The sequence below is a fragment of the Bacteroides sp. HF-4919 genome (assembly GCF_018860125.1).
The window spans coordinates 245551-261306 of the sequence record NZ_JAHKNF010000005.1 but is presented as its reverse complement, the minus strand read 5'-3'; the positions used below and the strand labels follow the sequence as shown (position 1 = coordinate 261306).

Genomic DNA, 15756 nt, shown 5'->3' with positions numbered 1-15756 from the left:
TTTATTTATGTATTGGAATATGCACCACAGAGGGCACAGAGTTCACTGAGTTTTTAATTCTTTATTAGCTCGATTAAAGAGGGATGAATGAAAGCAGTAGCAACTGCCATAACCCCCTGGATGGAAACCACCACACGGCGGTCACCTTTAATACGGACAAACTCACCCTCGACTCCCTCGAAGATGCCGCCCGTGACACGGACGCGGTCTCCCTTCTTCATGGAAACGGCGGAAGGGTCCAGATAAACAACCTGTTCATCGTAATTACCGGCAACAGCAATAAAACTACGCATCTGGACTTCAGGAATGGTAATGGGCTGACGGGTCTCACGGTCCATGATATAACGAATGGGAAGAGAAGCGCCGACAGTGGATTTCATTTCGTCAACTTCACTGCGGGTGGCATAAACAAAAACCAGGTTGTGAACAACAGGAACCAGTTTGCGGATCTTACGCTCACCACGGAATACGTATTCGTAGCGCATGGGAAGAAAATTCTTCACTCCACGGGAGTCCAGGTATTCCTTAAAGGCAAGCTCACGGCTATAGGTGATACGAAGGGCGTACCAGGATTTATCAATGCTGTTGTTCACGAAAGGATATGATTGGGGGACACCGGGGTAGTGAAATACCTTCCGGTCAAGTTTGCTAATTCTATTATTTGCCTTGCAGCGTATATCATTTCATCAGGTACTCCCCTATCGCAGGAGAGACGGTTTGAAAAGGGATTCAGAGCAAAAAAGACCATCTTCACAAAGAAGCAGGGAATTTTTGATCTTAGATTTTGTAAACAAGCGTATTATGAAGCAGAAATGTTTCAATAGACGTTCGTCTTTTGAAACACCTTTTTTGTAAATAAATCAAAAGTATCAGACAAACAAAATCAGACAGATAATAAATAGTTTTTTATTAATTCATAAACAACTATATATTAGTGCATTAATGTAATAAGTGAAAGAGGAATATTATTTTTTTTATTAAACATTTTGTAGTTCTAAAAATACCCTCTATCTTTGCGTTCAATTAAACGAACGTCTATTCAAACACTCACATTTCCATCCCATATCAAACTATATATCAAATATTTAACCCACGAAAGAACGTTCATTTTTTCTTTAATTTCACATTTACTTGTCCGCTGAGAGATTCCTTTCTACCTTTGCAACACATTAACACAAATTAGTTTTTAATAAAATAAAAATCACAATGAAGAAACAAAAAGTAGTATTTCAAGCCGTAGACAAAAGTGTAAAAAAACGCTATTAGCAAAACGCAATCAACTATTACAGAAATAGTTAAAGAAACAAGAGGCAGAAAGAAAGGAATACCGATACGTGGAATAATTTCGCATAAAGAAGAACTTATCAAAGCGTTGATAGAATCCTACATAGAGGATGCGAATATACAAAATATCAATACATGTCAGGCTTCACTCGCACGCTACATCAATGAAAAAAGACTAATCGGAAATATTAAAAACGGAGTATTTAAACCATTATCCATCAGTTCAATATTAGTCTATATCAGCAGCATTTGGGAAGAAGTGGAAAAGGATAGACAGCACAAACCCGCCATCCACAAAAATACGCACAATGAATTATCATAATCCGCCTTACATGAAACGTCCCCTATCTTCGTGGTGATAACATTTTATCAACTTAAAAAATATACGTATGAAACGAAAAAAAAGACCGGCATCACAGAGTGAAGCCATGAAACTGAGATGGAAGAAACGGATTGTCTTTGAGAAAGGATATACCGAACAATGTGCCGAATGGATGGCAGAGCGTCTGGAAGCATTAACAGACCACCTGCAATACGGGCACGCAGTTATTGCTTATCAGAAGCAGAACGGAGACTTCAGGCTGGTGAAGGCGACACTGATCTATTACGAAGCGGAATTCCACAAGAAGTATGATCCCACAAAAATAGAAGGCGCAGTAGTCTACTGGAATGTGGACGAACAGCGGTGGACAACGTTCCAGGTGGAGAACTTCATGGAATGGAGGCCGATGGCATAGGGTGGGCACCACAGAATTACACGGATTTTCACAGATGAATTATTTCTATTTTGAGGAATCAAGTGAAAACGTCTTTGGGAATCCGGGGTAATTTGTGATGAATGTTTTATTGAAAGTACAAACGATTAATTTGAAAATACAATGGCAATAGCATACGACGGGATCAACTATTTCCCGATGGGCGTAAACTTCATGGAAGAGAACGCAATGGAAGTGATAGAGGCAAAATACGGAATCAAAGGCCCCGCAATCGTACTGAAGCTCCTTTGCAAAATATACAAGGAGGGATACTTCATACGGTGGGATGAGGAGCAGTGCCTGATCTTTGCCAACAAGGCAGGAAGGGAAGTGCAGGCCGAGGAGGTGCAGGGAATTATCGAAATTCTCTTTATCAAAGGGATACTGGACAGAAACAGTTATCTGGAAAACGGAATACTGACTTCAGAAAACATACAAAAGGTATGGCTGGAGGCAACGAAGCGAAGGAAGAGAGAACTGTCGGAACTCCCCTACCTGATAGTAAAAACGGAAAAGGAAAACGGAAAACCCGATACTCCTTCTATAACACAGGAAATTCAGCAACCGGAGCTGTTCAAAGGGGAAAAAACACCTGTTAACCCGAAAAATGTAGTACATCATGTAGCCGTTGACGCAAAAAATGCATGCAATTCCGGACAAAGTAAAGTAAAGGAAAGTAAAGCAAAGGAAAATAAAGAATTACCCCCCTCAGCTCCCCCCGAGGGGAAGGAGGAAGAAAGGAAGGAGGATTCTTCTTATCTACAGATACCGGGATACGCCTTCAATACAATGACGCACAATTACTCGGGACTGATGGACACGCTAAAGAGATTGAGCGTTACCGACACCGGGGAAGTAAACTCCATACTCAGGCTGTCGGACTATGGAAGGAAGGGAACGACGGTGTGGCGGCTGATTGCCAACACTTGCTGGAGTGACATAGGGGCAAAAGGAAGGTATCTGATAGCGGCGCTAAACAAGGCGAAAAGAAGATAGCAGGAAGTGTTAGTCTCCGATTTGTAGTTGACAAAAAAGCAAGTATCCAGACTTTTGGTCTGAAAGGGATTCAGTGAAACAAAGAAGCAAAGAGCGTACTTAAAAAACTAAAACACAGCGCTTTTAATGTACAAGATTCCTGTCGGTAAAAGCTTTGCTTTAACACAGAGTTAAAGTTTGTTCTTTGGATGCAAATAACAAGTGTTTTACGTGCAAAAGACTTGTTATTTGCATCTAAGAATAAAATGGCCGGAAGAGGGCGTTAACAATGTTAATGAAGAGCACTGATACACCCAACCGGAAAATGAGGAAATTAAGATTAAAAGTCAGTGCTCCGACCTTTTTAAAGCAATGTACAAGGATCTTTCTGCTTAACAAAGCATTGTGACAGCAGCACGGCAAACAGAGTATCGTATACTCTTGCTTTCTGAGGACACCCCTTTACACAGGCACAGCATTTAATGCAGCGTTCGGCATCCGTATTCAACTCGTCACCTTTTATAATGGCACTCACGGGACACATCTTCGCACATGCACCACAATGAGTACACAAGGATTCGTCTTCTACCCAAGGAGTACGGGGAAGTGGGACACCACTCTTACGCAAAGCAATCACCTTTCGCAAAAAACGGAACAGCGGAAAGAAAGGCTGGCGCGGACGCCGGATTTTACGGACATCCACTGCATACAGCTTCTCCGGCTCGGCAGCAGATGCTATTTTATCCGAGATCTGCTTTCCAAAATCAGCTGCCAAAGTAAGATCACGTTCATCAGGACGTCCGGCAGCTACGGGATATTTCTCTGTACTATATGAATGTTCTCCGATGAAGGTTGCACCGGCAATCACCTTAAATCCCTGTTGAATAGCCCAATAATCAAGTTCCATCAACGATTTTTCATAAGCGCGATTACCATATACCACCACGATAACTGCCGGAGTATTATTCCCGCGTACACTTGCCAGACGATCCATGGCCAGAGGAGCCACACGCCCTCCATATACAGGTACGACAATAATGGCTAACGCAGATTCGGTAATTACTAAATCCTGAGCTGCCTGTTGTGTTAAATTCGTGTTTATCACATTTGTTATTCCAGTTCCACGAACAATTGCCTCTCCAACTTGTTTTGAGGTGTGGGTAGGCGAGAAATAAATCAGATGGACTTCGTTTGCTGTCATAATAGTTATGTTTTGTGCAACAAAGGTACACTTTTATGAAGAAAAAAAGAGTAAACGATCATAAAAACCAAATTTATTTATTATCTTTGCGGCGTTGAAACATTCCGATAATCCTCCAACGGGAGACGAAACTCGGATTTCCGATTCAACAAAACATCCCAAATTCATCATATAAAAACTGTTGCGTTTGTTAAGCTTCCGGCCATTGCGTCGTAGCTTCGGCCGTACGTATTTCAACAAATAAAATTAAAATATTAAATAACTCACATATACTGTATGTATAACATTATCCAATTGAACGACAAAAATTTGTCGGAACTACAAACTATTGCCCAGGAACTGGGTATCAAAAAAACAGACTCACTTAAGAAAGAAGAACTTGTCTACAAAATCCTTGATGAACAAGCTATAGCCGGAGCTACTAAAAAAGTAGCAGCTGACAAACTTAAAGAGGAACGTAAAGAAGACAAGAAAAAACGCTCTCGAGTGACAGTAAAGAAGGAAAACGCCGACAAGGTTTTCTCTTCTACCAAAAATGGCGAACTGACCAAGACAGATGCCAACGCACCTGCAACCAAAGCACAAGCTAAGACAACAGAACCGACTAAGGAAGCAACTAAAGAGATGAGTACTGAAACGAGCGCCACTCCGGCAGAATCGATAAAGGTGACCCCTTATGCCACTCCGAAAAAGAAACCGGGACGTCCCCGCAAAAACGCAGTGGAAGCAGAAACCAAACCTGCAGAGGTTATAGCAGACAAACCTGTAACAGCCCCAGCGGTACAGGAAGAAAAGCCGGCTGCTCAACCGGAAACGGAAAAACGCCCTATCAGCAAACCGATCCTCAAACCGAAACCAACCGTTGTAGACGAAGAAAGCTCAATCCTCTCGGATATGGATGCAGATGATGATTTTATCCCCATCGAAGATCTGCCTTCAGAAAAAGTAGAACTGCCTACTGAATTATTCGGCAAATTCGAATCAACAAAAACAGAACCGGTAACCACCACTCCCGAACCGGCTGCACAACCTCAACGTCCCCGTGTCATTCGCCCACGCGACAACAACAACTACAGCAATAATAATAACAACAATAATAATAACAATCAGCGCAACAATAACCAGCGTCCTCCTGTACAACAACGTCCCATGCCGCAACAAAATGCAACTGAGCCCGCTCCTGTTCAGGAACGCCGTGTGATTGAACGCGAAAAACCATACGAATTCGATGATATCCTCACCGGAACCGGTGTATTGGAAATCATGCAGGATGGCTACGGATTCCTCCGTTCATCAGATTACAACTACCTCTCTTCACCGGACGATATCTATGTATCTCAATCACAAATCAAACTATTTGGACTGAAAACCGGTGATGTAGTAGAAGGTGTAATCCGTCCGCCCAAAGAGGGTGAGAAATACTTCCCATTGGTGAAGGTTTCTAAAATCAACGGACGTGACGCTGCTTTCGTGCGTGACCGTGTGCCGTTCGACCACCTTACTCCGCTTTTCCCGGACGAAAAGTTCAAGCTTTGCAAAGGTGGCTATTCCGACTCCATGTCGGCACGTGTGGTAGACCTCTTCTCGCCCATTGGTAAAGGACAGCGTGCACTGATCGTAGCCCAGCCTAAGACGGGTAAGACCATCCTGATGAAAGAAATTGCCAATGCCATTGCTGCCAATCATCCGGAAGTATATATGATTATGCTGCTGATTGACGAGCGCCCGGAAGAAGTTACCGACATGGCCCGCAGCGTCAATGCCGAAGTGATTGCTTCTACATTCGACGAACCCGCCGAACGCCACGTAAAAATAGCCGGCATCGTTCTTGAGAAGGCCAAAAGACTGGTAGAGTGCGGACACGACGTAGTTATCTTCCTCGACTCTATTACACGTCTGGCACGTGCATACAACACTGTATCTCCGGCATCGGGCAAGGTACTTTCGGGTGGTGTGGATGCAAACGCACTTCACAAACCGAAACGTTTCTTCGGAGCAGCCCGTAACATCGAAAACGGAGGTTCGCTCACAATCATCGCTACCGCCCTGATCGACACCGGTTCTAAGATGGACGAAGTGATCTTCGAAGAGTTCAAGGGTACAGGTAACATGGAGTTGCAGCTCGACCGCAACCTGAGCAACAAGCGTATCTTCCCGGCTGTCAACATTGTGGCATCGAGCACACGCCGCGACGATCTGCTGCTCGACAAACAGACACTGGACCGCATGTGGATCCTGCGCAAGTACCTGTCGGATATGAACCCGATCGAAGCAATGGACTTTGTAAAAGACCGACTGGAAAAAACCAAAGACAACGACGAGTTCCTGATGAGCATGAACAGTTAAAAAAGTCCTTTTGTGAACAAAACATAAAAAAAAGAGTGAGATTCTGTTTGATTCTCACTCTTTTTATTTAGCTTTGCACTACATGCATCATAAACAAGCATAAAACAAACACCGGAAGTACAACAATTACTGTGGGAAAGTTTATTAATATAACGTTTATAGCAGTAGTAACCCTATACTCTGTCACTACACATGCTGCCAATAAAGCAACAATGCACGTGTCAGCACTCCAAAACCTGATTGACAACAGCCTCAATTATAGTAAAGAAGCTCCCAACGACAGTATCATCCAATGGGGTCATGAACTGGCTCCTATCCTGAAAAAACAGAAAGAGTACAAAACCCTCTTCCAGTTGAAACAGCTTATTGCGACTGCCTATGCCACACGCGGAGACATGAACATGGCCATCGACCATGCCCGCCAGATGTACAAGGAAGCCAAAGAACTGAATTACCCCATCGGCATTGCCCTTTCCAGCCGCGCCATCGGGGATGCTTACCTCAACGCCAACATGCAGGAACCTGCCATCGAATCCTATAAGGAAGCCCTGGAATTGCTGGACAAGATACCGGGCAGCGAAATCCTCGAACAGGAAATACTTCCGAAATTCATTCTGACCCTGATCCAGACATCACACATGGACGAAGCACGTACCTATCTAAAAAGATTCGAGAACCTGCATACCGCCGTTCCAACTCCTACATTCCACTTTTTTTTATGTGCATGTAAAGCTTACTATGACATTGAAGCAGGCAATCCGGAGAAAGGAAAAGCCAGTTTGGACGAAGCAAGGAAAATCAGTGACCAATTGAAATTCCTCTATCTCCGCAGTATCTTTAACTACATATTGGGGCAATACTACCAGGCTATCGGTGAGTATGGACTCGCCTTGCAACAATATGAACGCCTGATAAATACCCCTAAAGCACCCGCTCCCAACAAACACATCGGATTGCAATTGGAGTGTGCGCAGCTACTGACTAAGATGGGAAGGACAGAAGAAGCCTGCCTGATTTACCAAAAGGCCAACGAACAAAAAGACTCGCTGAACGCTTTGAGTTATGCCCGGCAAATCAATGACCTGAGAGGCATGTACCAGATAGACCAGATGGAAATCCGGAACCAGATACAACGCAACCAGATCACCCTGTGGGTTATCATAGCTTCCATTTTCATATTAGTGCTTATTTTGCTGCTGATCGTCCGCATCCGGCAGGAAGCCAACCGCCTTCTCCATTCCAAAGAAGAGTTGGAGATTGCACGCAAGTATGCCGAAAACGCCATACATACCAAAAGCCTGTTCCTATCCAATATGAGCCACGAAATACGGACACCGCTGAATGCCCTTTCCGGATTTTCGTCCATCCTGACCGAAGAGTCTATCGACAATGATACACGACGTCAATGCAACGACATCATCCAGCAGAATTCCGAGCTGCTGTTAAAGCTGATCAATGACGTGATAGATCTGTCGAGTCTCGACCCGGGTAAGTTGACTTTCAACTTTAAGGAATGTGGCGCAGTCAATATATGCCGCAACGTAATCGATACTGTAGAAAAGGTGAAGCAAACTCAGGCCGGAGTCAGTTTCGTCACTTCACTGGACAAACTGACTTTGCGTACCGACGAATCACGTCTGCAACAGGTATTGATCAATCTGCTGATCAATGCCACCAAATTCACCACCGAAGGCAACATCACCCTGACACTGGAGAAAGAGTCAGAGACCATGGCCCTGTTCACAGTAACGGATACCGGATGCGGCATCCCCCCCGAAAAACAGAATCAGATATTCAACCGTTTCGAAAAGCTGAATGAAGGGGCACACGGAACAGGACTGGGACTCTCCATTTGCCAGCTTATCATCGAACAAATCGGAGGAAAGATATGGATTGATCCGGAGTACACCGGAGGTGCACGCTTCCGGTTTACACACCCCATCGGACCCACAAAAGAAGAGGAGGCAGAAGGATGAAACGATTCATACTGATCCTTATTGCATGCTGTCTGGCCTCAGGAGCGTACGCGGACGGACAAACAGAAGCCGACAGCCTGTATCGGGTGGCACAGACACTTCCGCATGATTCCACACGTCTGGAAATGCTCAAGAAACTGGCACAAATAGAACAGTTGACACCGAAATGTATCACATATTCAAACCTGCTGAGAGAAGAAGCAACTCTACAGAATAACGATAAATACAACACCATAGCTGCCTATCTGCACACAGTGTACTACTATAACCAAAGCAACCGGGACAGTGTAAAGAAATGGCTGGACATTATGGAGCCTTATGCCCGGAAGTCGAAAACCTGGGATCTGTATTTCGACGCTCTCCGCTTCCAGACAGACCTCTACACTTATGAAGAGCAGTATGAACTTGCCATCAACGAGGCAAACCAGATGTTCGAAAGGGCAAAGAAAGTGGACTGTGTCCGCGGACTGATCGGAGCCAAACAATGTCTGGGCAATGCTTATATCGGCACGGAGCGATGGGACGAGGGAATGAAAGCATTGGAAGAAGCCTATCAACTATCTTCGCGAACGGACAATGCCGTGGTACGGATCTCGATCCTTTGCCAACTGATTGCGGTAGCCAAGGATAAACAGAACAACAAACAGCTGTCCGAATACCTCGGAAAGTTAAAAGAGACTTTGCAACAGCACACTGCCACAAACCCGATGCTCAAAGAGGCATTTTATGATGTTTATCTGTTCGGTGAGGTGTACTATACCTATTATTATCTGAATACCGGCCAATCGGAACAGGCACACGAAAGCCTGGAAAAAGCCGGGAAATATCTTACTCCCAATACTTTCTTCATGTACCGGGTGCTCTATTACGATGCCTATGCAGCTTATTACCGAACTCAAAAAGAGTATGACAAAGCACTTGCGAAGATGGACTCTACCATCATTTTATTACAGGAAGACCGGAACAGCAATTATATCCACCAGCAGCTGTCTAAAGCCGATCTTCTGGTAGAAGCCGGGCGGAGTGCGGAAGCTCTTCCGTTGTATATCAGGACACTCCACCTGAAAGACTCCATCGAAACGACTATTTTCGATAAACAGATGCAGCAGATAAAGGCCAAATACAATATCGACAAAGTAGCTTTGGAAGAAGAACAGTTGAAAAGCGATATCCAACTGACGGCTTTGGTCATTGTCGGCATTGTCCTGGCAATCCTGATTGTCTTCATGCTTCGTATCTCGCACGTTCGTAAAGCATTGGAGCTATCGGAAAAAGAGACACGGAAGGCAACCCGTATGGCGGAAGAAGCCAACGAGATGAAGAACCGCTTTTTGTCGAACATGAGTTACCACATCCGTATCCCGCTGAACGGCGTAGTGGGCTTCTCGCAACTGATAGCTTCCGAATCCAACATGACCGACGAAGTCCGGAAAGAATACTCCTCCATCATCCAGAAAAATTCGGAAGAGTTGATGCGCCTGGTCAATGATGTACTCGATTTATCGCGGCTTGAAGCAGGCATGATGAAGTTCAATATTCAGGAATACGGACTAACCGAACTCTGTAACGAAGCTCTCTACATGGCGCGTATGCGCAACGAAGAGAACATCTGTATCCGGCTCGGAAACGAAACAGCCCCCGGCCTGGACATCCGTATCGATACGGCCCGTTTCGGCCAAGCGCTGCTGAGTACTTTGACTTATCCGCAGAAGTGTAAAGAAAAACGGGAGATCGACTTCAAAGTGACCCATGACACAGAAAAGAACATGATCCGTTTCCGCATCATTAACTCCCCGTTGGCCGACGAAAGATTTACCTCACAGGAGGTATACATCCGCCACGAAATTAACCGGTTGTTGCTGGAGTATTTCGGAGGAAGCTATAAAGTACAGGCAAACGCAGGCGAAAAACCGACCATCCTCTTCACCTATCCGTTGGGAAAAAATTGACTTCTTTTCCCGGTGGCTCGTCAACTTCTGCAGAAAGTTGTATCTTTGCGGCCTGCAAACTAAAATCCTTATTTATGTATACCAACAAACAGATCTGGAGTGTCAGTTACCCGATTCTCCTGAGCTTGCTTGCGCAAAATGTCATAAATGTCACCGACACCGCCTTTCTGGGACGCGTCAGTGAGATAGCTCTTGGTGCCTCTGCCATGGGCGGGCTTTTCTATATTTGTATTTTCACCATTGCCTTCGGATTCAGCACCGGTTCACAGATCGTCATTGCCCGCCGCAACGGTGAAGCGCGTTATACCGACGTGGGGCCTGTCATGATCCAGGGAGTCTTGTTCCTGCTTGCCATGGCTCTTCTGCTTTTCGGCTTTACCAAAGCATTCGGTGGCAACATTATGCGCCTGCTGGTATCTTCCGAAAGCATTTATGACGCCACGATGGAATTTCTCGACTGGCGCATTTTCGGCTTTTTCTTCTCGTTTGTCAACGTCATGTTCCGGGCACTCTATATCGGAATCACCCGCACCAAGGTACTTACCATCAATGCGGTAGTAATGGCTCTGACCAATGTGGTACTGGACTATGCCCTGATATTCGGACACTTCGGATTGCCGGAGATGGGCATCAAAGGAGCCGCCATCGCCTCGGTAATAGCCGAAGCGGCTTCGCTGCTGTTCTTTCTGATTTATACGTATATCACCGTCGACCTGAAAAGATACGGTCTCAACCGTTTACGCTCGTTCGACCCGGCTTTGCTGATGCGCATCCTCAGCATATCGTGCTTCACCATGTTGCAGTATTTTCTGTCAATGGCCACCTGGTTCATTTTCTTCGTGGCTGTGGAAAGGTTGGGACAGCGTGAACTCGCCATTGCCAACATCGTACGAAGTATCTACATCGTCATGTTGATTCCGGTAAATGCACTGGCAACCACCACCAACAGCCTGGTGAGCAACGCCATCGGCGCGGGAGGCATCGAACACGTGATGCCCCTGATAAACAAAATCGGGCGTTTCTCTTTCCTGATCATGCTGGGACTGGTCATCGTAACCGCCCTTTTCCCACAGGCATTGCTTTCGGTATACACCAACGAGGCAGCGCTGATCAGCGAATCCGTACCATCGGTATACGTTATCTGCGCGGCCATGCTGATTGCTTCGGTAGCCAATGTGGTATTCAACGGCATATCGGGCACAGGCAACACTCAGGCGGCACTGATGCTCGAAGCCATCACCATCGCAATCTACGGATCGTATATCATTTTCATCGGAATGTGGGTAAAAGCTCCCATCGAATGGTGCTTTACAATTGAGATACTGTACTATACACTGTTGCTCGCCACAAGCTATATTTACTTCAAAAAAGCAAAATGGCAGAACAAAAAGATATAAAGTACAAGAGATTTTTGTACATTTGCGGCTGATTTCACCACAGATTACACAGATTAGCACAGATACTCTCTATTTCAAATACAAAATCCGTGTTAATCCGTGTAATCCGTGGTGGATTTTACACATCATTAGTAATTCATAATTCAAAGATATGTTCGACAATTTAAGCGAAAGACTCGAAAGGTCGTTTAAGATTCTGAAAGGTGAAGGCAAAATCACCGAAATCAACGTAGCAGAAACCCTGAAAGACGTGCGCAAGGCACTGCTCGATGCCGACGTTAACTATAAAGTAGCCAAAGGCTTCACGGATACGGTGAAGGAAAAAGCATTGGGACAAAACGTGCTCACAGCCGTAAAACCAAGCCAATTGATGGTGAAGATCGTTCACGACGAGCTGACTCAACTGATGGGTGGAGAGACTGTCGAGATAGATACCAAAGGCCAACCGGCAGTCATCCTGATGTCCGGTCTGCAAGGTTCGGGTAAGACTACTTTCTCAGGCAAGCTGGCACGTATGCTGAAAACCAAGAAGAACAAGCGCCCGTTGCTCGTTGCCTGTGACGTTTACCGTCCTGCCGCTATCGAACAGCTTCGTGTATTAGCCGAACAAATCGATGTACCGATGTACTCGGAAATCGACAGCAAAGATCCCGTTGCCATAGCTCAAAACGCCATCAAGGAGGCACGTGCCAAAGGTTACGATCTGGTAATTGTCGATACGGCCGGACGTCTGGCAGTCGACGAGCAGATGATGAATGAAATCGCAGCTATCAAGGAAGCCATCCAACCGAACGAAATTTTGTTCGTGGTAGACTCCATGACCGGTCAGGATGCCGTAAACACTGCCAAGGAGTTTAATGAGCGTCTCGACTTCGACGGTGTAGTGCTGACGAAGCTCGACGGTGACACCCGTGGTGGTGCCGCCCTCTCTATCCGTTCGGTTGTGAACAAGCCTATCAAATTTGTAGGTACAGGCGAGAAACTCGATGCCATCGACCAATTCCACCCCGCCCGTATGGCCGACCGCATCTTAGGTATGGGTGATATTGTTTCTCTGGTGGAACGTGCGCAGGAACAATATGATGAAGAAGAAGCCAAACGCCTTCAGAAAAAGATTGCCAAGAACCAGTTCGACTTCAACGACTTCCTCAGCCAGATTGGCCAGATCAAAAAGATGGGTAACCTGAAAGAGCTTGCATCGATGATTCCGGGTGTAGGCAAGGCTATCAAAGACATCGACATTGATGACAATGCTTTCAAGAGCATTGAAGCCATCATCTACTCCATGACTCCGGAAGAGCGCAGCAATCCGGCTATCCTGAATGGCTCGCGCCGTACACGTATCGCCAAAGGTAGCGGTACGACTATCCAGGAAGTGAACCGCTTGCTGAAGCAATTCGACCAGACCCGCAAAATGATGAAGATGGTAACCAGCAGCAAAATGGGCAAGATGATGCCGAAGATGAAATAAAACTGCACTTTTCGTCCCGAAAGCTTGACTTTGGCTTTGGGATGATGTATCTTTGTCAATGTAATCATTCAATAGATCCAATCAGAATGCAATAAAAGGAGGAAACCGTGGTTCCTCCTTTTTTTATGCACCTAACCGAAAGGAGAACCTACAGCCCGCAGCTTAAGCCTCCGAAGACGGTTGCCATACTCCCGAATGCCAGTTGCATTTCCTCCAAATGCTTACTGCATTTCAGCAAAACCCCGGCTCTACTTGTATCGGACCGAGGCTCTATCCCGAAAAGCACCTCCCTGCTTTCGACCCCTCCCCTCCTCCTGTTAATAATCTATAAAGCTACTCTTGACAAAAAACAGGAGATGGTAAATGATATTACTTTTGTCCGATACCATAAAAACATTGAATCAATGAAACACATTCTCTTCACTCTGGCGCTTGCTTCCGTAGCCGGGATAGCCAACGCACAACACAATGGGCACTCCTATACGGTAGAAGGTTTGATAAACGATTCTACCCTGAACGGACAGACACTCTATATCAGCCGTTATGACGACGGAATGAAAGTGGATAGCACGCAAGTGACCAACGGGCAATTTAAATTCACGGGAAAAGCGGACATCCCCTGTTTTTGCCGCATCGATGCGGGGAGAGAGTATGCCAACTTCATCCTCGAAGGGGGCAACATCCAGGTCAATGTACTGACTCACAATGACCCGAAGGGAACGCCAATGAATGAGGAGTATACCCACATATCTGATAAGACATCCGAGCTGGTCACAGAGTTGAGAAAAAGACATGCGGCCATCGAACAGCAAACAGAAGACAAATCGGAACAACTCCGGCTTAAAAAAGAATACGCCGATACTTACTGGCATCCGACTTATACCCGACTATACAAAGACATGTTTATGAAGAACCCGGACAATGCACTCGGAGAGTTTGCCATCAGAGAGCTTGCCATGTGCGCTTTGCCCGAAGAGATGGACACCATATTTGCGGCTTCCGGCCCCTGGTTGAAGTCACTGAGCGTATATCACCGCATCGAAAAGCAGTTTCAAGGCATGAAAGCGACGGCAGTAGGACAAAAGTTTACCGACTTCAGCGGTAAGACCATAGACGGCGCCGCAAGCTCTTTATCCGATTTTGTGGGCAAAGGTCAATACACTTTGGTAGATTTCTGGGCAAGCTGGTGTGGCCCCTGCCGTTCCGAATCGCCTCATATAGCCGAACTCTACAACACATACAAAGACAAAGGACTGACTGTTCTGGGAGTAGCAGTCTGGGACAAACCGGAAAATACCAAAAAAGCGATCAAGGAACTCAATATCGACTGGCCGCAAATTATCGACACCGGTATGACGCCCATGGATCTGTACGGTGTAAAAGGTATCCCTTTCATCCTCCTCTTCGGACCTGACGGAACCATCATCGCACGTGACCTCAGAGGAGAAGGAATGAAAAATAAAGTAGCCGAAGTACTAAACAATAAATAACTCAATAAACGAATAAGAAATGACACTGATTGATGGAAAAGCCATCTCCGAACAAGTAAAGCAGGAGATTGCAGCCGAAGTGGCAGAAATAGTGGCTCATGGAGGCAAACGCCCTCACCTGGCAGCCATCCTCGTAGGACACGACGGAGGCAGCGAGACATATGTAGCCGCCAAAGTAAAAGCTTGCGAAGTGTGCGGATTCAAGTCGTCACTGATCCGTTACGAAAGTGATGTGACAGAGGACGAGCTGCTTGCCAAAGTACGCGAACTGAATGAAGATGATGATGTAGACGGATTTATCGTACAACTTCCGTTGCCCAAACACATCTCCGAACAAAAAGTGATTGAGACCATCGATTACCGCAAAGATGTGGACGGATTTCACCCGATCAATGTAGGACGCATGTCTATCGGACTGCCTTGCTATGTATCGGCCACTCCGAATGGAATCCTCGAACTGCTGAAACGCTACCGGATAGAGACATCCGGGAAAAAGTGCGTCGTATTGGGACGCAGCAATATTGTTGGCAAACCGATGGCTGCACTGATGATGCAGAAGGCTTATCCGGGAGACGCTACGGTGACCGTATGTCACAGCCGCTCAAAAGATCTGGTGAAAGAGTGCCGGGAAGCCGATATCATTATCGCTGCATTGGGACAACCCAATTTCGTAAAGGCGGAAATGGTGAAAGAAGGTGCCGTGGTCATTGACGTAGGTACCACCCGGGTGCCCGATGCCAGCAAGAAGTCCGGGTTCAAGCTCACAGGAGATGTGAAGTTTGACGAAGTATCCCCGAAGTGTTCGTTCATCACTCCCGTTCCGGGAGGAGTCGGCCCGATGACCATCGTGTCACTGATGAAAAATACATTGCTGGCAGGTAAGAAGGCGATCTATCAATAACCCACTCCTCC

At 46.0% G+C, this 15756-nt stretch carries 11 protein-coding genes; 9 read left to right on the top strand and 2 right to left on the bottom strand.

The window, feature by feature from the left end:
* Positions 1 to 53 precede the first annotated feature (53 nt).
* A complete protein-coding gene (gene updY, locus KO473_RS10895) occupies positions 54 to 593 on the bottom strand; it encodes a capsular polysaccharide transcription antiterminator UpdY (protein WP_005808609.1) in 540 nt (179 codons plus the stop codon).
* A 1080-nt stretch (positions 594 to 1673) separates the two neighbouring features.
* Between updY and KO473_RS10890 the strand changes: the two genes are divergently transcribed.
* The gene (locus KO473_RS10890) at positions 1674 to 2021 is read left to right on the top strand and encodes an SH3 beta-barrel fold-containing protein (protein WP_005780395.1); all 348 of its coding nucleotides are present in this window, start codon (positions 1674 to 1676) and stop codon (positions 2019 to 2021) included.
* A gap of 141 nt (positions 2022 to 2162) precedes the next feature.
* On the top strand, positions 2163 to 3035 hold the full coding sequence (locus KO473_RS10885) for a DUF4373 domain-containing protein (RefSeq protein WP_005821092.1): 873 nt from the start codon (positions 2163 to 2165) through the stop codon (positions 3033 to 3035).
* Positions 3036 to 3378: 343 nt separating this feature from the next.
* On the opposite strand, the gene KO473_RS10880 is transcribed toward KO473_RS10885, so the two are convergent.
* Positions 3379 to 4215: a 4Fe-4S binding protein gene (locus KO473_RS10880; RefSeq protein WP_005821094.1), complete on the bottom strand. Its 837-nt coding sequence runs from the start codon at positions 4213 to 4215 to the stop codon at positions 3379 to 3381.
* 276 nt (positions 4216 to 4491) lie between these two features.
* On the opposite strand from KO473_RS10880, the gene rho reads away from it, so the two are divergent.
* The 7 genes from rho (at position 4492) to folD (ending at position 15745) form a co-directional block, all read left to right on the top strand.
* The gene (gene rho, locus KO473_RS10875) at positions 4492 to 6561 is read left to right on the top strand and encodes a transcription termination factor Rho (protein ID WP_005821097.1); all 2070 of its coding nucleotides are present in this window, start codon (positions 4492 to 4494) and stop codon (positions 6559 to 6561) included.
* Between the two features lie 212 nt (positions 6562 to 6773).
* Complete coding sequence (locus KO473_RS10870; RefSeq protein WP_005821098.1) at positions 6774 to 8537, top strand: ATP-binding protein; 1764 nt, start codon at positions 6774 to 6776, stop codon at positions 8535 to 8537.
* A complete protein-coding gene (locus KO473_RS10865) occupies positions 8534 to 10486 on the top strand; it encodes a HAMP domain-containing sensor histidine kinase (protein ID WP_122130167.1) in 1953 nt (650 codons plus the stop codon). Before KO473_RS10870 ends, KO473_RS10865 begins: the two co-directional genes overlap by 4 nt.
* Before the next feature lie 74 nt (positions 10487 to 10560).
* Complete coding sequence (locus tag KO473_RS10860) at positions 10561 to 11883, top strand: MATE family efflux transporter (protein ID WP_005780409.1); 1323 nt, start codon at positions 10561 to 10563, stop codon at positions 11881 to 11883.
* Between the two features lie 151 nt (positions 11884 to 12034).
* Positions 12035 to 13354: a signal recognition particle protein gene (gene ffh, locus KO473_RS10855; RefSeq protein ID WP_005780411.1), complete on the top strand. Its 1320-nt coding sequence runs from the start codon at positions 12035 to 12037 to the stop codon at positions 13352 to 13354.
* Positions 13355 to 13758: 404 nt separating this feature from the next.
* Positions 13759 to 14844: a TlpA disulfide reductase family protein gene (locus KO473_RS10850; protein WP_005821103.1), complete on the top strand. Its 1086-nt coding sequence runs from the start codon at positions 13759 to 13761 to the stop codon at positions 14842 to 14844.
* A gap of 19 nt (positions 14845 to 14863) precedes the next feature.
* Positions 14864 to 15745, top strand: a complete 882-nt coding sequence (gene folD / locus KO473_RS10845) for a bifunctional methylenetetrahydrofolate dehydrogenase/methenyltetrahydrofolate cyclohydrolase FolD (RefSeq protein WP_005780414.1) — start codon at positions 14864 to 14866, stop codon at positions 15743 to 15745.
* The last annotated feature ends 11 nt before the right edge of the window (positions 15746 to 15756 follow it).